This window comes from Streptomyces lasalocidi (genome assembly GCF_005280215.1).
GTDB classification, from domain to species: Bacteria; Actinomycetota; Actinomycetes; order Streptomycetales; family Streptomycetaceae; genus Streptomyces; species Streptomyces longwoodensis.
On sequence record NZ_SZNQ01000001.1, the window covers coordinates 5,580,496 to 5,601,039 of the forward strand.

Below are 20,544 nucleotides of genomic sequence, written 5' to 3' on the forward strand. Positions count from 1 at the left end.
GGACCCGGTGCGCGAGTGACCTGGACGGGGAGGGAGACCTGGGGACGGGGAGACGGAGGTGACGGTGGGGGAGTCAGCCGGCCGGGGGAGCCGAGGGAGCGGGGCCGGAGCTCGCGCGGACGGTCAGCTCGGGCGCGAGCAGCACCACGTCGTCCTCGCGGCGCCCGTCGAGCTTGGCGACGAGGCGCTCCACGGCGTACCGGCCCATGTCCTGCGCGGGGATGGCGACCGAGGTCAGCCGCACGGACGCCTGGGTGGCGACCTGGTCCGGGCAGATCCCGACCACGGAGACGTCCTCGGGCACGGCCCGGCCCTGCTGGCGCAGCAGCGCGAGCAGCGGCTCCACCGCCGACTCGTTCTGCACGACGAAGCCCGTCGTCCCGGGGCGCTCGTCGAGGATCCGGGCGAGCGTCACGGCCATCGCGTCGTACCCGCCCTCGCACGGCCGGTGCAGCACCCGCAGCCCCGCGTCGCGCGCCCGGGTCCGCAGTCCGTCCAGGGTGCGCTCGGCGAAGCCGGTGTGCCGCTCGTAGACCGCGGGGGCCTCGCCGATCACCGCGACGTCCCGGTGGCCCAGCGTGGCCAGGTGCTCCACGCACAGCGCGCCGGTCGCGGCCCAGTCCAGGTCGACGCAGGTCAGCCCGGTGGTGTCGGAGGGCAGTCCGATCAGGACCGACGGCTGGCCGGTCTGCCGCAGCAACGGCAGCCGCTCGTCGTCGAGTTCGACGTCCATCACGATCATCGCGTCGGCCAGCCCGCTGCCGGTGACCCGGCGCACCGCGTCGGGCCCCTCCTCGCCGGTGAGCAGCAGCACGTCGTAGCCGTGGAGGCGGGCGGTGGTGGCCACGGCGATGGCGATCTCCATCATCACCGGCACGTACATGTCCGTGCGCAGCGGGATCATCAGCGCGATGATGTTGGACCTGCTGCTGGCCAGGGCGCGGGCGCCCGCGTTGGGGTGGTAGCCCAGCTGCCGGATGCTCTGCTCGACCCGCTCCCGGGTGGTGGCGGAGATGGACCGCTTGCCGCTGAGGACGTAGCTCACCGTGCTCGCCGAGACTCCGGCGTGCTGGGCGACCTCGGCGAGAGTGACCATCCAGCTCTCCAAGCGGTGTGAAGCGCTTCGACAGTGCGCGCGGTGAACAGGGGCGGGTGAGGGTGGTTCGACAGTAGCTTCGGCGCGAGTCGGTGTCCATAGGCTGTCGAAGCGCTTCGACAGCTTTCTTCGTGCGCCGGGTGACGTCATGGCGACCCCCCGGTCCCGGTCCCATCCTCCCGCGTCCGTCGCCCGACCGGCCCAAACCGCCGTACGTCACCCGGCGTGCCCGGCGACCGGGCCGGGGCCAGGGCGGCCAAGGGTCCGGGCCGTCCCGGCGCACCCGTCCGGCACGCTCCCGGCGGCCGAAGGCGTGCGCGCAGGGTGGTGACCTTGTCCGGGATCGGGTACCAACGATCGGGTAGCACCCGTCGGTAACCGAACGTCCCCCCATCCCGATTCGCGGCGAGGTGAGCCTCCATGTCCGCCAGCCCCATCGAGTCCGCTGGACGACCCACCGTCTCCGAACGCGAGGCACGCCAGGTGGCGGAGGCCGCCCGCGAGCAGGAGTGGCGCAAGCCCAGCTTCGCCAAGGAACTGTTCCTCGGCCGCTTCCGCCTCGACCTCATCCACCCCCACCCCACCCCGCCCGCCGAGGACGTCCAGCGCGGCGAGGAGTTCCTCGCCAAGCTCCGCGACTTCCTCGAGACGAAGGTCGACGCGGCGCTGATCGAACGCGAGGCCCGCATCCCCGACGAGGTGGTCGACGGGCTCAAGGAGCTCGGCGCCCTCGGCATGAAGATCGACCCCAAGTACGGCGGGCTCGGCCTCACCCAGGTGTACTACAACAAGGCGCTCGCCCTCGCCGGCTCCGCCTCCCCGGCGATCGGCGTGCTGCTGTCGGCGCACCAGTCGATCGGCGTCCCCCAGCCGCTGAAGCTGTTCGGCACCCGGGAGCAGAAGGAGACCTTCCTGCCCCGCTGCGCCCGCACCGACATCAGCGCCTTCCTGCTCACCGAGCCCGACGTCGGCTCCGACCCGGCACGGCTCGCCACCACCGCGGTGCCCGACGGCGACGACTACGTCCTCGACGGGGTCAAGCTGTGGACCACCAACGGCGTGGTGGCCGACCTGCTGGTCGTCATGGCCCGGGTGCCCCGGAGCGAGGGACACCGGGGCGGCATCACCGCCTTCGTGGTGGAGAGCAACTCGCCCGGCATCACGGTGGAGAACCGCAATGCCTTCATGGGCCTGCGCGGCATCGAGAACGGCGTCACCCGCTTCCACCAGGTCCGCGTCCCCGCCGCCCACCGCATCGGCGAGGAGGGCCAGGGCCTGAAGATCGCCCTGACCACGCTGAACACCGGCCGGCTGTCCCTGCCCGCCTCGTGCGTCGCGGCCGGCAAGTGGTCGCTGAAGATCGCCCGCGAGTGGTCGGCGGCCCGCGAGCAGTGGGGCAAGCCCGTCGCCCACCACGAGGCCGTCGGGTCCAAGATCTCCTTCATCGCGGCCACCACCTTCGCCCTGGAGGCGGTGCTCGACCTCTCCTCGCAGATGGCCGACGAGAACCGCAACGACATCCGCATCGAGGGCGCGCTCGCCAAGCTGTACGCCTCCGAGATGGCCTGGCTGATGGCCGACGAGCTCGTCCAGATCCGTGGCGGCCGCGGCTTCGAGACGGCCGACTCGCTCCGGGCCCGCGGCGAGAAGGCGGTGCCCGCCGAGCAGTTGCTGCGCGACCTGCGCATCAACCGCATCTTCGAGGGCTCCACCGAGATCATGCACCTGCTGATCGCGCGCGAGGCCGTCGACGCCCACCTCTCGGTCGCCGGCGACCTCATCGACCCCGACAAGTCCCTGTCCGACAAGGCACGGGCGGGCGCGGGCGCCGGCGTCTTCTACGCCAAGTGGCTGCCCCGGCTCGTCGCCGGCCCCGGACAACTGCCGAACTCCTACGCCGAGTTCAAGCACGGCGTGGACCTCTCCCCGCACCTGCGCTACGTCGAGCGGCACGCCCGCAAGCTCGCCCGCTCCACGTTCTACGCCATGTCCCGCTGGCAGGGCCGGATGGAGACCAAGCAGGGCTTCCTCGGCCGGGTCGTCGACATCGGCGCGGAGCTGTTCGCGATGAGCGCCGCGTGCGTGCGCGCGGAGATGCTGCGCCGCCAGGACGACCACGGCCGCGAGGCCTACCAGCTCGCCCACGCGTTCTGCGAGCAGGCCCGGCTGCGCGTCGACGCGCTGTTCACGCGGCTGTGGGCCAACACCGACGACCTGGACCACAAGGTCGTCAAGGGCGTCCTGTCGGGCACCTACGCGTGGCTGGAGGAGGGCATCGTCGACCCCTCGGGCGACGGCCCGTGGATCGCCGACACGACCCCCGGCCCGTCCCTGAAGGAGAACGTCCACCGCCCGATCCGCTGACCGGCCCGCGCGGCCCGTCCCGTTCCGTGTCCCCCGGGGTGTCCCCGCCCGGGGGACACCCTGTCCCCTCCACGGCCCGGCTGCGGCCACAATGGAGGGATGAGCGACAGTCCAGCCCCATCAGGGCGCGGGCCGCAAGCCCCGTCTGCCCCACGACGCCCTGCACGCACTCTCGACGCACCGGGCGCCGACCCGAGTACATCCAGTACGCGGGACGGCGCCCGGCACGCCGAGAGCACGCACATGACGCCGCAGGGCCCGCCCGCCGGGCGGACGACGGAGCTCGCGGCCCGCGCCCTCGCCGACCCCCACCGTGTCTACGACCCCGTCGTGGGCGACGGACCCAAGGACGTGGTGGTCCTCGGGTCCACGGGCTCGATCGGCACCCAGGCCATCGACCTCGTGCTGCGCAACCCCGACCGCTTCCGCGTCACCGGCCTGTCCGCCAACGGCGGCCGGGTCGCCCTGCTCGCCGAGCAGGCCCACCGGCTGCGGGTGCGGACCGTCGCGGTCGCCCGCGAGGACGTCGTACCGGCCCTGCGCGAGGCCCTCCACAGCGCCTACGGCAGCGGGGAGGCGCTCCCCGAGATCCTCGCCGGACCGGACGCGGCCACCGAGCTGGCCGCCTCCGCCTGCCACACCGTGCTCAACGGCATCACCGGCTCCATCGGCCTGGCGCCCACCCTCGCCGCCCTCGAGGCGGGCCGGACCCTCGCGCTCGCCAACAAGGAGTCGCTCATCGTCGGCGGCCCCCTGGTGAAGGCGCTCGCCGAGCCCGGCCAGATCATCCCCGTCGACTCCGAGCACGCGGCCCTCTTCCAGGCCCTCGCGGCCGGCACCCGGGCCGACGTCCGCAGGCTCGTCGTCACCGCCTCCGGCGGCCCCTTCCGCGGCCGGACCAGGCAGGACCTGGCGCACGTCACCGTCGAGGACGCCCTCGCCCACCCCACCTGGGCCATGGGCCCGGTCATCACGATCAACTCCGCGACCCTCGTCAACAAGGGCCTGGAGGTCATCGAGGCGCACCTCCTCTACGACATTCCCTTCGACCGCATTGAGGTGGTCGTGCACCCGCAGTCGTATGTCCACTCGATGGTGGAGTTCACGGACGGATCGACCCTGGCGCAGGCGACGCCCCCTGACATGCGGGGGCCGATCGCCATCGGTCTCGGCTGGCCCGAGCGGGTCCCGGACGCGGCGCCCGCCTTCGACTGGAGCACGGCCTCGACCTGGGAGTTCTTCCCGCTGGACAACGAGGCCTTCCCCTCGGTGAACCTGGCGCGCCACGTCGGGCAGCTCGCGGGCACCGCCCCGGCGGTGTTCAATGCGGCCAACGAGGAGAGTGTGGAGGCGTTCCGCCGGGGCGCCCTGCCCTTCAACGGGATCATGGAGACGGTGACCCGCGTGGTCGAGGAACACGGCACACCGGCCACGGGAACTCCGCTCACCGTGTCGGACGTCCTCGAAGCGGAGACCTGGGCCCGCACGCGCGCCCGGGAACTGGCGGCACAGACGGCGGAGGCCCGTGCATGACGACCTTGATGTTCATCCTCGGCATAGTGGTCTTCGCGTTCGGCCTGCTGGTCTCGATCGCGTGGCACGAGCTGGGGCACCTGTCCACGGCCAAGCTCTTCGGCATCCGGGTCCCGCAGTACATGGTGGGCTTCGGGCCGACCGTCTTCTCGCGCCGCAAGGGCGACACCGAGTACGGCATCAAGGCGATCCCGCTCGGCGGCTACATCCGCATGATCGGCATGTTCCCGCCCGGTGACGACGGCCGCATCGTGGCCCGCTCCACCTCGCCCTGGCGCGGCATGATCGAGGACGCCCGCTCGGCCGCGTTCGAGGAGCTGCGGCCCGGCGACGAGACCCGCCTCTTCTACACGCGCAAGCCGTGGAAGCGGGTCATCGTCATGTTCGCCGGCCCGTTCATGAACCTGATCCTCGCGGTCGGCCTGTTCCTGACCGTGCTGATGGGCTTCGGCATCCAGCAGCAGACCACCACCGTCAGCTCCATCTCGCCCTGCGTCATCGCGCAGAGCGAGAAGCGCGACGCGTGCAAGGCGTCCGACCCCGCCTCCCCGGCGGCCGCCGCCGGCATGAAGGCCGGCGACCGCATCGTCTCCTTCGACGGCCGCGGCACGAACGACTGGAACACGCTGTCCGACCTCATCCGCGACAGCGCCGGCCGGACCGTGCCCCTCGTCGTCGAACGGGACGGCAAGCAGGTCACCTTGCACGCCACCATCGCCACCAACCTGGTCGCCAAGAAGGACGCCGCCGGGACCTACGTCCAGGGCCAGTACGTCAAGGCCGGCTTCCTCGGCTTCAGCGCGGCCACCGGCGTCGTCAAGCAGGACTTCGGCGAGTCCGTGAGCTGGATGACCGACCGCGTCGGCGACGCCGTCGACTCGCTCGTCGCCCTGCCCGCCAAGATCCCCGCCCTGTGGGACGCCGCCTTCGGCGACGGACCGCGCGAGCAGGACTCCCCGATGGGCATCGTCGGCGCGGCCCGGGTCACCGGCGAGATCGCCACCCTGGACATCCCCGCCTCGCAGCAGCTGGCGATGTTCGTGTTCGTCCTGGCCGGCTTCAACCTCTCCCTGTTCCTGTTCAACATGCTCCCGCTGCTCCCGCTCGACGGCGGGCACATCGCGGGCGCCCTGTGGGAGTCGCTGCGCCGCAACCTGGCCCGGGTGCTGCGCCGGCCCGACCCCGGCCCCTTCGACGTGGCCAAGCTGATGCCGGTGGCCTACGTGGTGGCCGGGATCTTCGTCTGCTTCACCGTCCTGGTGCTCATCGCGGACGTGGTCAACCCGGTGAAAATCTCGTAGCCACGCGGTATTCACGACGGCCGGGCACCCTGGGGGCCCGGCCGTTCGTTCCTTCAGCGGGTTTCGGCGCAGCGATGTGCTGCGGGCGGGGCCGGTGCCGTAATCTCGAAGCCCGGAGCCCGCGTGCTCACGGGACCGGGACCTTGATCCACGACTTGGGGTTGCACAGCAGATGACTGCGATTTCACTCGGCATGCCGTCCGTTCCGACCAAGCTGGCCGAGCGCCGCAAGAGCCGGCAGATCCAGGTCGGCACGGTCGCGGTGGGCGGCGACGCCCCGGTCTCCGTGCAGTCGATGACCACGACCCGCACCTCCGACATCGGCGCCACGCTCCAGCAGATCGCCGAGCTGACCGCGTCCGGCTGCCAGATCGTGCGGGTGGCCTGCCCCACCCAGGACGACGCCGACGCCCTCGCGACCATCGCCCGCAAGTCGCAGATCCCGGTCATCGCCGACATCCACTTCCAGCCCAAGTACGTGTTCGCCGCGATCGAGGCCGGCTGCGCCGCGGTCCGCGTCAACCCGGGCAACATCAAGCAGTTCGACGACAAGGTCAAGGAGATCGCCCAGGCGGCGAAGGACCACGGCACCCCCATCCGCATCGGGGTCAACGCTGGCTCCCTGGACCGGCGGCTGCTGCAGAAGTACGGCAAGGCGACCCCCGAGGCCCTCGTCGAGTCGGCCCTGTGGGAGGCGTCCCTCTTCGAGGAGCACGGCTTCCGCGACATCAAGATCTCCGTCAAGCACAACGACCCGGTCGTGATGATCGAGGCGTACCGCCAGCTCGCCGCCCAGAGCGACTACCCCCTCCACCTCGGCGTCACCGAGGCCGGCCCCGCCTTCCAGGGCACGATCAAGTCGGCGGTGGCCTTCGGCGCCCTGCTCAGCCAGGGCATCGGCGACACCATCCGGGTCTCCCTGTCCGCGCCGCCGGTCGAGGAGGTCAAGGTCGGCCTGCAGATCCTGCAGTCCCTGGGCCTGCGCCAGCGCGGCCTGGAGATCGTCTCCTGCCCGTCCTGCGGCCGCGCCCAGGTCGACGTGTACAAGCTGGCCGAGGAGGTCACGGCCGGCCTCACCGGCATGGAGGTCCCGCTGCGCGTCGCGGTCATGGGCTGCGTCGTCAACGGCCCCGGCGAGGCCCGCGAGGCCGACCTCGGCGTCGCCTCCGGCAACGGCAAGGGGCAGATCTTCGTCAAGGGCGAGGTCATCAAGACCGTCCCCGAGTCCAAGATCGTGGAGACCCTCATCGAGGAGGCCATGAAGCTGGCCGAGCAGATGGAAGCCGAGGGGACCGCCTCGGGCGAGCCGTCGGTCTCGGTGACCGGCGCCTGACCCCGACGGGCCGCGCGGCCGTGCGCCGCGCGGGTCCCACTGGGCCCCACGGGTGGGCCTCGAGGGGCAGGACAGCGCGGCGACAGCGCTCAGGCGCGCCGGGTACAGTGCGGAGATCAGGCATACCCCACCGTGAGGCCCCCGCCCGTGTTGACCCAGACCACCTCCCGGGTCCTCGAACCGAGCGACCTGGACGCCGCCCTCGCCGTGCTCGACCGCGACCCCGTCACGAACGCCTTCGTGACCGCCCGCGTGCAGGTCGCCGGACTCGACCCCTGGCGCCTGGGCGGCGAGATGTGGGGCTGGTACGAGGGCGGCATGCTCACGTCCCTGTGCTACGCGGGCGCCAACCTCGTGCCCATCGGTGCCACCCCGCGCGCCGTGCGCGCCTTCGCCGACCGCGCCCGCCGGGCCGGCCGGCGCTGCTCGTCCATCGTCGGCCCCGCCGAGTCCACCGCCCAGCTGTGGCGGCTGCTCGAACCGCACTGGGGCCCCGCCCGCGAGGTCCGCGCCCACCAGCCGCTCATGGTCACCGACCGGATGTCAGCCGACGTTACCCCCGACCCGCTCGTGCGCCGGGTCCGCAAGGACGAGATGGACACGATCATGCCGGCGTGCGTGGCGATGTTCACCGAGGAGGTCGGCGTCTCCCCGATGGCCGGCGACGGTGGCCTGCTCTACCAGGCCCGGGTCGCCGAACTCGTCGGCTCCGGGCGCTCCTTCGCCCGCATCGACGACCACGGCAAGGTCGTCTTCAAGGCCGAGATCGGCGCCGCGACCGCCCAGGCCTGCCAGATCCAGGGCGTGTGGGTGGCCCCCGAGTACCGCGGCCGGGGCCTCGCCGCCCCCGGCATGGCCGCCGTCCTGCGCTACGCCCTCAGCGACGTCGCCCCAGTGGTCAGCCTCTACGTCAACGACTTCAACACCGCGGCCCGGCGCACGTACCGCAGGGTGGGCTTCCAGGAGGCCGGCGCGTTCATGAGTGTGCTCTTCTGACCTGGGCCGCGGCCCCCCTGTAGGCTCCCGCCCATGGACCTCGTCATCGGCCCCCTGGACCTCTCCGCCCACGTGGACGAGGCACTGGCCGTGCAGGCCGTCGCGTTCGGCCTCGGCCCCGACGAGGTGGCCGTCCGCCGCCAGATCGTCCTGCGGCACATGACGTACCCGGGAGCCCGGGCGCTCGGCGCGACCACCGCCGAGGGCCGCCTCGCCGGCTTCGTCTACGGCCTGCCCAACGACCGCGCCCACTGGTGGTCCACCGTCGTCGAGCCCTACCTGCGCGCCCGGGACAACGACCACTGGCTCGACGACTCCTTCGTCATCACCGAGCTGCACGTCCACCCGGCATACCAGAACCGCGGCGCGGGCCGCGCCCTGATCACCGCGATCACCGACAGCGCCACCGAGCCCCGCTCGATCCTCTCCGCGATCGACACCGAGAGCCCCGCCCGCGCCCTGTACCGCTCCCTCGGCTACCAGGACCTCGCCCGCCAGGTCCTGTTCCCCAGCGCGCCCCGCCCGTACGCGGTGATGGGCGCCCCGCTGCCCCTGCTGCGGCCCTGACCTCCCCGGCGGATTTCCGGCGGCGGCCGGGCCGCGGCTAACCTCCATGCCATCACTGTTTCGTGGCAGGAGTACGAGAACCATGGCGAACGCACCGGTCCAGCGCATGTCGAACTTGATGGCGAAGACGCTGCGTGACGACCCGGCCGACGCCGAGGTCCTCAGCCACAAGCTCCTCGTCCGGGCCGGCTACGTCCGGCGCACCGCGGCCGGCATCTGGAGTTGGCTGCCCCTCGGCAAGAAGGTCCTCGCCAACGTCGAGCGCATCGTCCGCGAGGAGATGGACGCCATCGGCGCCCAGGAGGTGCTGCTCCCCGCCCTGCTGCCGCGCGAGCCGTACGACGCGACCGGCCGCTGGGACGAGTACGGCCAGGAGCTGTTCCGCCTGAAGGACCGCAAGGGCGGCGACTACCTCCTCGGCCCGACCCACGAGGAGATCTTCACCCTGCTGGTGAAGGACCAGGCGTCCTCCTACAAAGACCTGCCGGTCATCCTCTACCAGATCCAGCACAAGTACCGCGACGAGGCCCGCCCCCGGGCCGGCATCCTGCGCGGCCGCGAGTTCCTGATGAAGGACTCCTACTCGTTCGACCTGGACGACGAGGGCCTGGCCCGGTCCTACGCCCTGCACCGCGAGGCCTACCAGCGCGTCTTCGAACGCCTCGGCCTCGACTACCGCATCTGCGCGGCCACCGCCGGCGCCATGGGCGGCTCCCGCTCCGAGGAGTTCCTCGCCCCGGCCGGCGCCGGCGAGGACACCTTCGCGGACTGCCCGAACTGCGACTTCGCCGCGAACACCGAGGCGATCGGCTACGAGCTGCGGCCGGTGGACGGCTCCGCGGTGCCCGCCGCCGAGGAGATCCCCACCCCGGACACCCCGACCATCGAGACGCTCGCCGCCTCCCTCGGCGTCCCGGCCTCCGCCACGCTGAAGAACCTGCTGGTGAAGGTCGACGGCGAGATCGTCGCCGTCGGCGTCCCCGGCGACCGCGAGGTGGACCTCGACAAGGTGGAGGCGCACTTCGCCCCGGCCGTCGTCGAGATGGTCACCGAGGCCGACTTCGCGTCCCGCCCCGACCTGGTGCGCGGCTACGTCGGCCCGCAGGGCCAGGACAAGCTCCGCTATATCGCCGACCCGCGCGTCGCCCCCGGCACGGCCTGGATCACCGGCGCCAACAAGCCCGACACCCACGCCAGGAACGTCGTCGCGGGCCGGGACTTCGAGGTCGACGCCCACGTCGACGTCGTGGTCGTCCAGGAGGGCGACCCCTGCCCGAAGTGCGGCACCGGCCTCACCCTGGACCGCGCCATCGAGATCGGCCACATCTTCCAGCTGGGCCGCAAGTACGCCGACGCGCTCAAGCTCGACGTCCTCGGCCAGCAGGGCAAGCCGGTCCGCGTCACCATGGGCTCCTACGGCATCGGCGTCTCCCGCGCGGTCGCGGCCCTCGCCGAGCAGACCGCCGACGACAAGGGCCTGGTGTGGCCGAAGGAGGTCGCGCCGGCCGACGTCCACGTCGTCGCCGCGGGCAAGGCCCTGCAGACCGAACTGGCCCTGGACGTGTCCGAGAAGCTGCGCGCCGCGGGCCTGCGCGTCCTGGTCGACGACCGGGCCGGCGTCTCCCCGGGCGTGAAGTTCACCGACGCCGAACTGATCGGCGTCCCGCAGATCCTGGTCGCCGGCCGCCGCTCCGCCGAGGGCGTGCTGGAACTGAAGGACCGCAGGACCGGGGAGCGCGAGGAACTCACGGTCGACGAGGCGATCGCCCGCCTCAGCGCGTAGGGGAGTCCGCCTCCGAGAACACGTCGGGGGGCACCCCACGGTGCCCCCCCTCGTCCGTCCCACCGCCCGGCTACAGCCAGCCGGCGAACTCCAGCAGCAGTTCCGCGTCCTTCGGGCGGCCCACGCGCAGGGCCCGCGCGCCCGACTCGACCGCGCGGAACAGCGTCCAGCCCCGCAGCCGCTCCTGGTCGACCTCCAGGGACTCGGCGAGCTTCTTCACCCGCCGCCGGGTGATCGACGCCCCCGAGGACGAGGCGATCAGGTCCTCCACCCGGTCCCGCACCAGCCGCGCCAGGTCGAAGGCGCACTCACCGACCACCGGGTCCGGGCCCACGGCCAGCCAGGGGAACCGCTCCCCGGCGAGCACCTTGCTCTGCCGGAAGGTGCCGTGCAGCAGCAGGTCCTCCGGCGGCGCGGCCAGCAGCTCCTCCCGCGCATCGAGCGCCGTGCCCACCAGCGGGGCCAGCTCCGGCTCCCGGTCCGCGACCGCGCGCATCGCCTGCGCCTGCCGTCCGGTCCGCCCGGCCACCGTCTCGAAGGAGTGGTCCGCGGGCGGCTCCACCCACAGCCGCCGCAGCGTCCCGGCCGCCTCCAGCAGCGCCTTGGCCTCGGGCAGCGAGCGCACCGACACGTCCGGGTGCAGCCGCTCCAGCACCAGCGCCCCGTCCCCGGCGGGCCCGTCGAGCAGCTCCACGGCGCCCAGCCCGCCCCAGTGGGCCAGCGCGGCCCGCTCCGCCTCCGGCCGGAACCGGGCCGGGGCCAGCTTCAGCACGGCCGGGGTGCCGTCCGCGCGCCGCACCAGCACCACCAGGCTGGAGCGGCCGCCGGGCACCTGGACCCGCTCGACGGTCAACTCGCGTAGAGCCGCGGCCGCGCGGGCCACCTCCGGCAGCTCCCCCAACCACGCGTCACCGTCCGGTGCGGTCTCCCCGAGTGCCCGCACCAGACGCTGCGGCGGTTCGAAAGCCATGCGCGAGTCGTTCCCTTCGTGTCCCCGTCGGCCCCGTCGGCCCCGTCGGCCTCGTCGGCCCCGTCACACCGTCGGACGCGCCGTGCCGGACACCGGCGGCGACACCGACGGCCCGGCTTCCCCCGCGTCCGTGCCCGTGCCCGTCCGTTCGGCGAGCCCAGGGAAGGCTACGCTGCCGCCGCGCCAGCGCACGGCGCGCACCGCGGCCTCCCGCAGCGCCCCGGCGGCCTCCCGGCGCCGCGCGCCCGTCGTGGCCCGCACGAGGTCGGAGCAGACCCCGGCCACGCGGTCCTCCAGCTCCGCCGCGAGCCGTACGGCCGTGGGGGAGTCCGGCACCGCGAACGGCAGCGCGTAGGCGGCGCTGGCCGCCACCGGCTCGGTCCCCAGGCCGCGCACCTCCCGGGCCAGCGCGTCCCGGCGCGCCCGGTGCGCGTCGTACGCGGCCCGGACCTCCGTGCGGCGCGCCTCGGTGATCCGGCCGCCGACGACGCCGTAGCCGTACACGGCCGCGTGCTCGGCGGCCAGCGCCGCCTGGAGTGCCCGCAGGGCCTGCTGCTCGTCCGCCCGCTTCACTTCGCCCCCTCGGTCAGCAGGTACACGTGCGCGGCGCCGGCCGCCGCCACCGAGGCCAGCAGCCGCGCCTGTTCGCCCGGCACGGCCAGCAGTTGCGTCGTCCGGGCATCGGCCAGCGTCCGCTCGGCGGCGGCCAGCCCGGCGAGCGCGGCCCGGGGGTCGGGCGGCACGGCGGCGGCCGACGGCTGCCCGGAGGCAGGTCTCGGGGCCGTCGCGGACGCCGGCGGCGCCGAAGGGGAAGCCGCGGACGCCGACGGCGCCGAAGGGGAGGTCCCGGCCGACGACGGCGCCGAGGGAGTGGCGGCCGCCCGGGTGCCCCCGAACGCCTCCACGTGCCGCAGCACCTCCGCCCGCAGCGGCGCCAGCCGTACCGCGAGCGCCGGGTGCACGGCGAGGACGGCGTCGTAACGTTCCAGCAGGGCCACGCTGTCCCGCGCCGCACGCGCGCGGGACTGCTCGGCCGCCGACGAGGCGCCGCCGTCGCGCTCCGCGCGCGAGGCGTCGTCGGAGTCCGACGAGCAGCCGGTCAGCAGGGCGGCCCCGGCGGCCGAGGCGAGCAGGGATCTTCTGCGCGGTCCCGGGGACCTGCGCTGCGGTGGGGGGTACGGCACGGCTGACGTCCTCGGGAGCTCGTACGAACACACGGGCGGGAGGTCACCCCGCCGCGATCACGGTACCCGCGCACCCCCGCGCGGTACGGCACCGGCTCGGCACCCCCCTCCGACCGGCCCACGGGCCCGCCGGGTACGGGCGCCGGACCGCCGGAGGCAGGACGCATCACCCCCCGCGACCGGATACCCTTTGACCAGACACGCGCCCCAACCCACAACAGCACACGCGGCCGAGGAGTCACCCGGATGAGCACCACCCAGAGCGAGAGGCTGCGAGAGCTGCTGGAGCCCCTCGTCACCTCCCAGGGGCTGGACCTCGAAGAGGTCGCCGTGGACTCGGTCGGACGCAAGCGGGTGCTGCGGGTGGTCGTCGACTCGGACGCCGGGCCCGACATGGACCAGATCGCCGATGTGAGCCGCGCGCTCTCGGCGAAGCTGGACGAGACGGACGCGATGGGCGACGGCGAGTACGACCTGGAGGTCGGCACCCCGGGCGCGGAGCGCCCCCTCAGCGAGCACCGGCACTACGTGCGCGCCACGGGCCGGCTCGTGAAGTTCCAGCTGGCCGAGGGCGGCGACCTGGTCGCCAGGATCCTGACGGTCGACGACGAGGGACTGGACGTCGAGGTCCCCGGTGTGAAGGGCCGCCGCGCCACCGGACGCCGGCTCGCCTTCCCCGAGATCGCCAAGGCGCGCGTGCAGGTCGAGTTCAACCGCAAGGACAAGAAGGAAGAGGAGGCGTAGCCGTGGACATCGACATGAGCGCCCTGCGGGGCCTGGTGCGGGAGAAGGAGATCTCCTTCGACCTGCTGGTCGAGGCGATCGAGTCGGCCCTCCTCATCGCCTACCACCGGACCGACGGGAGCCGCCGGCACGCGCGGGTGCAGCTCGACCGGGAGACCGGCCACGTGACCGTGTGGGCGAAGGAGGACCCCGACGACCTCGAGGAGGGCCAGGAGCCCCGCGAGTTCGACGACACCCCGTCCGGCTTCGGCCGGATCGCCGCGACCACCGCCAAGCAGGTCATCCTGCAGCGGCTGCGGGACGCCGAGGACGACGCGACGCTCGGTGAGTACGCCGGCCGTGAGGGCGACATCGTCACCGGTGTGGTCCAGCAGGGCCGCGACCCGAAGAACGTGCTCGTGGACATCGGCCGCCTGGAGGCCATCCTGCCGGTGCAGGAGCAGGTCCCGGGCGAGACGTACGCGCACGGCCTGCGGCTGCGGTCGTACGTCGTCCGGGTGGCGAAGGGCGTGCGCGGCCCGTCCGTCACCCTGTCGCGCACCCACCCCAATCTGGTGAAGAAGCTCTTCGCCCTGGAGGTGCCGGAGATCGCCGACGGCTCCGTGGAGATCGCCGCGATCGCCCGTGAGGCCGGTCACCGCACCAAGATCGCCGTCCGGTCCACCCGTTCGGGCCTGAACGCCAAGGGCGCCTGCATCGGCCCGATGGGCGGCCGGGTGCGCAACGTGATGGGCGAGCTGAACGGCGAGAAGATCGACATCGTGGACTGGTCGGACGACCCGGCCGAGATGGTGGCGAACGCCCTGTCGCCCGCCCGGGTGTCCAAGGTCGAGGTCGTCGACCTGGCCGCCCGCTCCGCCCGGGTCACCGTGCCGGACTACCAGCTGTCGCTGGCGATCGGCAAGGAGGGGCAGAACGCCCGCCTCGCCGCCCGCCTCACCGGCTGGCGCATCGACATCCGGCCCGACACCGAGCCGGCCGGCGGCGCGGGCGAGGAATAGATCCAAGCCGCGAGCCGCTGAGAATACGACAACAGCCGTTCGATCTTTGCCCCGAAGGGGTGAGGTCGGTACGGGGAGGTAGACTTAACAGTGTCTGGCCGGACGCCCGCCCGAGCATGCCCGGAACGCACCTGTGTGGGGTGCCGGGAGCGAGCGGCCAAAACTGATCTGCTGCGCATCGTGGCGGTCGAGGACGCGTGCGTCCCCGATCCTCGCGGTACGCTGCCCGGCCGGGGTGCCTATGTGCACCCCGCCCTGGTCTGTCTCGACCAGGCGGTACGCCGCCGGGCGTTCCCGCGGGCACTGCGCGTCCCGGGAGCGCTCGACACAAAGGCGTTGCGTCGATACGTCGAGCAGACGACCGTTGCCGAGCAGGCAACACCGTAAGAAGTGCCGTGCGGAACACCGCGCGGCCCAGGTACCTCGCGAGTCGAAAGCAGGTCGAGATTGCGATGAGCACTCGATGAGTACGCGATGAGTACGCCCATGAACTAGCGACGGTCCGGACGCAACCCGGACCTCAAAGGAGCGAAGTGGCTAAGGTCCGGGTCTACGAACTCGCCAAGGAGTTCGGCGTCGAGAGCAAGGTCGTCATGGCCAAGCTCCAGGAACTCGGTGAATTCGTCCGTTCGGCGTCTTCGACGATCGAAGCGCCCGTAGTACGCAAGCTGACCGACGCCTTGCAGGCCGGTGGCAACGGCAAGTCCGCCAAGCCCGCCCCCCGCAAGGCCGCCCCCAGGCCCGCCGCGCCGTCCCCGGCGCAGGGCGGGAGCACCTCCCCGGCGGGCGACCGCCCGGCCGCCCCGCGGCCGCCGGCCCCCAAGCCCGCCGCGGCCCAGACGCCCCCCGCCGCCCCGGCGGCGCCCGCGTCCACGCCCGCCCCGGGTCCGCGTCCGGTGCCGGGTCCCAAGCCCGCGCCGCGTCCCGCCCCGGCCGCCCCGGAGTTCACCGCTCCGCCGGCAGCCCCGGCCCCGGCCCAGAACGCCTCGCGCCCCTCCGGTGGCGCGCGTCCCGGCGCCCCGCGTCCGGGTGGCGCCCAGGGCGGCAACCGCCCGTCCTCCGGCCAGCAAGGCGGCCAGGCCCCGCGTCCGGCCGCCGCACAGGGCGGCAACCGCCCCGGTGGCGGCGCGCCGCGTCCCGGTGCCCGTCCGGCCGGCCCGCGTCCGGGCAACAACCCCTTCACCTCCGGCGGCAACGCCGGCATGGCGCGCCCGCAGGCGCCCCGTCCGCAGGGCGCCCAGCGTCCCGGCGGCCCGGGTGCTCCCGGCGCCGGTCCCCGTCCCCAGGCGCCCGGCGCCCAGGGCGGCGGCGGTCCGCGTCCGCAGGCTCCCGGTGGCAACCGTCCGTCCCCGGCGGGCATGCCCCGTCCGCAGGGCGGTCCGCGTCCCGGCCCGGCCGGTCCGCGTCCGAACCCCGGCATGATGCCGCAGCGTCCCGCTGCCGGCCCGCGTCCCGGCCCCGGCGGCGGTCGCGGTCCCGGCGGTGCGGGTCGTCCCGGCGGTGGCGGCGGCGCCCGTCCCGGTGGCGGCGGCTTCGCCGGCCGTCCCGGTGGCGGTGGCGGCGGTGCCCGTCCGGGTGGCGGCGGCGGTTTCGCCGGTCGCCCGGGTGGCGGTGGCGGCTTCGGCGGCGGTCCCGGCGGCGGCGGTGGCCGTCCCGGCTTCGGCGGCCGTCCCGGCGGTCCCGGTGGCCGTGGTGGCACGCAGGGCGCCTTCGGCCGTCCCGGCGGTCCCGCGCGTCGTGGCCGCAAGTCGAAGCGGCAGCGTCGCCAGGAGTACGAGGCGATGCAGGCCCCGAGCGTCGGCGGCGTGATGCTGCCGCGCGGCAACGGCGAGGCGATCCGCCTCTCCCGCGGCGCGTCGCTCACCGACTTCGCGGAGAAGATCAACGCCAACCCGGCGTCGCTCGTCGCGGTCATGATGAACCTCGGCGAGATGGTCACCGCGACCCAGTCCGTCTCCGACGAGACCCTCCAGCTCCTCGCGGACGAGATGAACTACACGGTTCAGATCGTCAGCCCGGAGGAGGAGGACCGCGAGCTGCTCGAGTCCTTCGACATCGAGTTCGGCGAGGACGAGGGCGACGAGGACGACCTGGTGGTCCGTCCGCCGGTGGTCACCGTCATGGGTCACGTCGACCACGGCAAGACCCGACTGCTCGACGCCATCCGCAAGACGAACGTCATCGCGGGCGAGGCCGGCGGCATCACCCAGCACATCGGTGCCTACCAGGTCGCGACCGAGGTCAACGACGAAGAGCGCAAGATCACCTTCATCGACACCCCGGGTCACGAGGCGTTCACCGCCATGCGTGCCCGTGGTGCGAAGTCGACCGACATCGCGATCCTGGTCGTCGCGGCCAACGACGGCGTCATGCCGCAGACGGTCGAGGCGCTCAACCACGCCAAGGCGGCCGACGTCCCGATCGTCGTCGCGGTCAACAAGATCGACGTCGAGGGCGCCGACCCGACCAAGGTGCGCGGTCAGCTGACCGAGTACGGCCTGGTGGCCGAGGAGTACGGCGGCGACACCATGTTCGTCGACATCTCCGCCAAGCAGGGTCTGCACATCGACTCGCTGCTGGAGGCCGTGATCCTCACGGCCGACGCCTCGCTCGACCTGCGGGCCAACCCGCACCAGGACGCGCAGGGCATCTCGATCGAGTCCCGCCTCGACCGCGGCCGCGGTGCCGTGGCGACGGTCCTCGTCCAGCGCGGCACCCTGCGGGTCGGCGACACGATGGTGGTGGGCGACGCCTACGGCCGCGTGCGCGCCATGCTCGACGACAACGGCAACAACGTCGCCGAGGCCGGCCCGTCGACGCCGGTCCAGGTCCTGGGCCTGACCAACGTCCCGGGTGCGGGCGACAACTTCCTGGTGGTCGACGAGGACCGTACGGCCCGTCAGATCGCCGAGAAGCGCGCCGCCCGCGAGCGCAACGCCGCGTTCGCCAAGCGCACGCGCCGCGTGTCGCTGGAGGACCTGGACAAGGTGCTCAAGGCCGGCGAGGTCCAGCAGCTGAACCTGATCATCAAGGGTGACGCTTCCGGTTCGGTCGAGGCCCTCGAGTCCTCGCTGCTCCAGCTGGACGTCGGCGAAGAGGTCGACATCCGCGTCCTGCACCGCGGCGTCGGTGCGGTCACGGAGTCCGACATCGACCTGGCGATGGGCTCCGACGCCATCGTGATCGGCTTCAACGTCCGCGCGGCCGGCCGCGCGGCGCAGATGGCCGAGCGCGAGGGTGTGGACGTCCGGTACTACTCGGTCATCTACCAGGCGATCGAGGAGATCGAGGCGGCCCTCAAGGGCATGCTCAAGCCGGAGTACGAAGAGGTCGAGCTCGGTACGGCGGAGATCCGCGAGGTCTTCCGCTCGTCCAAGCTGGGCAACATCGCGGGTGTCCTCATCCGCTCCGGCGAGGTCAAGCGCAACACCAAGGCGCGCCTCATCCGCGACGGCAAGGTCATCGCGGAGAACCTCAACATCGAGGGTCTGCGTCGCTTCAAGGACGACGTCACCGAGATCCGCGAAGGCTACGAGGGCGGTATCAACCTCGGAAACTTCAACGACATCAAGGTCGACGACGTCATCGCGACGTACGAGATGCGCGAGAAGCCGCGCGCGTAAGCGCCCGGGCTTCCGGGACGGTCCGGTCCGGGGCCGGTCGACGGAGAGTAATTTCCGTCGATCGGCCCCGGCCGTTCGTTGTACGGTGCTGGTGTCCCGCCGATCGTTCGGCGGGCCCCTCCATCCCGTACCGGCGGGTCATCCGGACACACATGTATGTGGGGACCCTGTCCTTCGACCTCCTGCTCGGCGACGTACGGTCGCTGAAGGAGAAGCGCTCCGTCGTCCGCCCGATCGTCGCCGAGCTCCAGCGCAAGTACGCGGTGAGCGCCGCCGAGGTGGACCACCTGGACCTCCATCGCAGGGCCGGCATCGGCCTGGCGGTGGTGGCCGGTGACGCGGGGCACGTGACCGACGTGCTGGACCGGTGCGAACGGCTGGTCGCCGGGCGCCCCGAGGTGGAGCTGCTCTCGGTGAGACGCAAGTTCCACGGCGACGACGACTGACTGTGCAACACGGAAAAGAAAGAACGGGAGACGACCAGTGGCCGACAACGCGCGGGCTAAGAGGCTGGCGGACCTCATCCGAGAGGTGGTGGCCCAGAAGCTGGTGCGCGGGATCAAGGATCCGCGCCTCGGCTCGCACGTCACCATCACGGACACCCGGGTCACGGGTGACCTCAGGGAGGCGACCGTCTTCTACACGGTGTACGGGGGCGAGGAGGAGCGGGCTGCCGCGGCCGCGGGCCTGGAGAGCGCCAAGGGCGTCCTGCGCTCCGAGGTCGGCCGGGCGGCCGGTGTGAAGTTCACGCCGACGCTCGCCTTCGTCGCCGACGCCCTGCCGGACAACGCCCGCACCATCGAGGACCTCCTCGACAGGGCGCGCCAGTCCGACGAGCAGGTGCGTGAGGCGTCCGCGGGCGCCCGGTACGCCGGCGAGGCCGACCCCTACCGCAAGCCCGGTGACGACGAGACGGACGACACCACCGAATGAACCGCAGGACCACCGCGCCCGACGGCCTCGTCATCGTCGACAAGCCGTCGGGCTTCACTTCGCACGACGTCGTGGCCAAGATGCGCGGCATCGCCCGCACCCGCCGCGTCGGCCACGCCGGCACCCTCGACCCGATGGCGACGGGCGTCCTCGTCCTCGGCGTGGAGCGGGCCACCAAGCTCCTCGGGCACCTCGCCCTCACCGAGAAGGAGTACCTGGGCACCATCCGTCTCGGCCAGACGACCCTGACGGACGACGCCGAGGGCGAGATCACCGCCCGCGCCGACGCCTCCCGGGTCACCCGGGACGCCATCGACGCGGGGATCGCCAAGCTCAGCGGCGCCATCATGCAGGTCCCGTCGAAGGTCAGCGCCATCAAGATCGACGGCGTGCGGTCGTACAAGCGGGCCCGCGAGGGCGAGGACTTCGAGATCCCCGCCCGGCCGGTGACCATCTCCTCGTTCACGGTGCACGACGTCCGCGACGCCGTCGCCGAGGACGGCACCCCCGTCCTCGACCTGGTCGTCTCGGTCGTCTGCTCCTCCGGCACCTACATCCGGGCCCTGGCCCGCGACCTGGGCGCCGACCTGGGCACCGGCGGCCACCTGACGGCCCTGCGCCGCACCCGCGTCGGCCCCTACAAGCTGGACGCGGCCCGGACGCTGGACCAGCTCCAGGAGGAGCTGACGGTGATGCCGGTCGCCGAGGCGGCCGCCGCGGCCTTCACCCGCTGGGACGTCGACGCCCAGCGCGCCCGGCTGCTGACCAACGGCGTCCGCCTGGAGATGCCCGACGTGTACGCGGGCGCCGGCCCGGTCGCCGTCTTCGACCCCGAGGGCCGCTTCCTGGCACTGGTCGAGGAGCAGAAGGGCAAGGCCAAGAGCCTGGCCGTGCTGTCCTGAGCGCCGCGCTGTCCTGAGCGCCGTGCTCTCCTGAGCCACGCGCCGGGCAGCGCGCTCGGACGGGGCCGTCTCCGCCCGAGGACGCCAGGTGCGCTCCGCTCGTGGAGCGGCGGACACGGGGTGCGTCCCCGCCGCTCCACGGGTCCCCCTCGGTTCCCCCACTCCCAGGGTCTATCCAAGGGCCCCCGCACCTTCACCCGCCCGGGCGGGCGCT

The 20,544-nt window shown here is 73.0% G+C and carries 18 protein-coding genes; 14 read left to right on the plus strand and 4 right to left on the minus strand.

Annotated elements, in window-relative coordinates; all coding sequences use genetic code 11:
• Window positions 1–73 precede the first annotated feature (73 nt).
• Window positions 74–1,096, minus strand: coding sequence for a LacI family DNA-binding transcriptional regulator (locus tag E4U91_RS25280; protein ID WP_137308951.1), 1,023 nt, complete (start codon window positions 1,094–1,096; stop codon window positions 74–76).
• Between the two features lie 420 nt (window positions 1,097–1,516).
• Here E4U91_RS25280 and E4U91_RS25285 point away from each other — a divergent pair, with 420 nt between their 5' ends.
• From E4U91_RS25285 to E4U91_RS25315, 7 genes are all read left to right on the plus strand, one after another.
• A complete protein-coding gene (locus tag E4U91_RS25285; RefSeq protein ID WP_137308952.1) occupies window positions 1,517–3,460 on the plus strand; it encodes an acyl-CoA dehydrogenase family protein in 1,944 nt (647 codons plus the stop codon).
• Between the two features lie 243 nt (window positions 3,461–3,703).
• Window positions 3,704–4,993 (plus strand): 1-deoxy-D-xylulose-5-phosphate reductoisomerase, encoded by a 1,290-nt coding sequence (gene dxr / locus E4U91_RS25290; protein ID WP_137308953.1) that lies wholly within the window; start codon window positions 3,704–3,706, stop codon window positions 4,991–4,993.
• A gap of 8 nt (window positions 4,994–5,001) precedes the next feature.
• Window positions 5,002–6,294, plus strand: coding sequence for a M50 family metallopeptidase (locus E4U91_RS25295; protein ID WP_174867948.1), 1,293 nt, complete (start codon window positions 5,002–5,004; stop codon window positions 6,292–6,294).
• 172 nt (window positions 6,295–6,466) lie between these two features.
• The gene (gene ispG / locus E4U91_RS25300; protein ID WP_137308955.1) at window positions 6,467–7,627 is read left to right on the plus strand and encodes a flavodoxin-dependent (E)-4-hydroxy-3-methylbut-2-enyl-diphosphate synthase; all 1,161 of its coding nucleotides are present in this window, start codon (window positions 6,467–6,469) and stop codon (window positions 7,625–7,627) included.
• 147 nt (window positions 7,628–7,774) lie between these two features.
• Window positions 7,775–8,623: a GNAT family N-acetyltransferase gene (locus E4U91_RS25305; RefSeq protein ID WP_137308956.1), complete on the plus strand. Its 849-nt coding sequence runs from the start codon at window positions 7,775–7,777 to the stop codon at window positions 8,621–8,623.
• Between the two features lie 33 nt (window positions 8,624–8,656).
• Window positions 8,657–9,190, plus strand: coding sequence for a GNAT family N-acetyltransferase (locus E4U91_RS25310; RefSeq protein ID WP_137308957.1), 534 nt, complete (start codon window positions 8,657–8,659; stop codon window positions 9,188–9,190).
• A gap of 82 nt (window positions 9,191–9,272) precedes the next feature.
• Window positions 9,273–10,973, plus strand: coding sequence for a proline--tRNA ligase (locus E4U91_RS25315; protein WP_137308958.1), 1,701 nt, complete (start codon window positions 9,273–9,275; stop codon window positions 10,971–10,973).
• A gap of 70 nt (window positions 10,974–11,043) precedes the next feature.
• Here the strand turns inward: E4U91_RS25315 and E4U91_RS25320 are convergent, their stop codons facing one another.
• From E4U91_RS25320 to E4U91_RS25330, 3 genes are all read right to left on the minus strand, one after another.
• Window positions 11,044–11,943 carry an aminoglycoside phosphotransferase family protein gene (locus E4U91_RS25320; protein ID WP_137308959.1) on the minus strand — a complete coding sequence of 300 codons (900 nt, stop codon included), beginning with the start codon at window positions 11,941–11,943 and terminating at the stop codon, window positions 11,044–11,046.
• A 63-nt stretch (window positions 11,944–12,006) separates the two neighbouring features.
• Window positions 12,007–12,516, minus strand: a complete 510-nt coding sequence (locus E4U91_RS25325; protein ID WP_137308960.1) for a ferritin-like domain-containing protein — start codon at window positions 12,514–12,516, stop codon at window positions 12,007–12,009.
• On the minus strand, window positions 12,513–13,127 hold the full coding sequence (locus E4U91_RS25330) for a hypothetical protein (RefSeq protein WP_137308961.1): 615 nt from the start codon (window positions 13,125–13,127) through the stop codon (window positions 12,513–12,515). The genes E4U91_RS25325 and E4U91_RS25330 overlap by 4 nt, the downstream gene beginning before the upstream one ends.
• Before the next feature lie 246 nt (window positions 13,128–13,373).
• Between E4U91_RS25330 and rimP the strand changes: the two genes are divergently transcribed.
• The 7 genes from rimP (at window position 13,374) to truB (ending at window position 20,330) form a co-directional block, all read left to right on the plus strand.
• Complete coding sequence (gene rimP / locus E4U91_RS25340; protein WP_137308962.1) at window positions 13,374–13,871, plus strand: ribosome maturation factor RimP; 498 nt, start codon at window positions 13,374–13,376, stop codon at window positions 13,869–13,871.
• A 2-nt stretch (window positions 13,872–13,873) separates the two neighbouring features.
• Window positions 13,874–14,872 (plus strand): transcription termination factor NusA, encoded by a 999-nt coding sequence (gene nusA / locus E4U91_RS25345; protein ID WP_137308963.1) that lies wholly within the window; start codon window positions 13,874–13,876, stop codon window positions 14,870–14,872.
• A gap of 90 nt (window positions 14,873–14,962) precedes the next feature.
• Window positions 14,963–15,259, plus strand: coding sequence for a YlxR family protein (locus E4U91_RS25350; protein WP_137303739.1), 297 nt, complete (start codon window positions 14,963–14,965; stop codon window positions 15,257–15,259).
• Window positions 15,260–15,405: 146 nt separating this feature from the next.
• Complete coding sequence (infB, locus tag E4U91_RS25355) at window positions 15,406–18,495, plus strand: translation initiation factor IF-2 (RefSeq protein WP_137308964.1); 3,090 nt, start codon at window positions 15,406–15,408, stop codon at window positions 18,493–18,495.
• Between the two features lie 152 nt (window positions 18,496–18,647).
• Window positions 18,648–18,941, plus strand: a complete 294-nt coding sequence (locus tag E4U91_RS25360) for a DUF503 domain-containing protein (RefSeq protein WP_067239225.1) — start codon at window positions 18,648–18,650, stop codon at window positions 18,939–18,941.
• 37 nt (window positions 18,942–18,978) lie between these two features.
• The gene (gene rbfA, locus E4U91_RS25365; protein WP_137308965.1) at window positions 18,979–19,428 is read left to right on the plus strand and encodes a 30S ribosome-binding factor RbfA; all 450 of its coding nucleotides are present in this window, start codon (window positions 18,979–18,981) and stop codon (window positions 19,426–19,428) included.
• Window positions 19,425–20,330 (plus strand): tRNA pseudouridine(55) synthase TruB, encoded by a 906-nt coding sequence (gene truB / locus E4U91_RS25370; protein ID WP_137308966.1) that lies wholly within the window; start codon window positions 19,425–19,427, stop codon window positions 20,328–20,330. The genes rbfA and truB overlap by 4 nt, the downstream gene beginning before the upstream one ends.
• Window positions 20,331–20,544 lie beyond the last annotated feature (214 nt).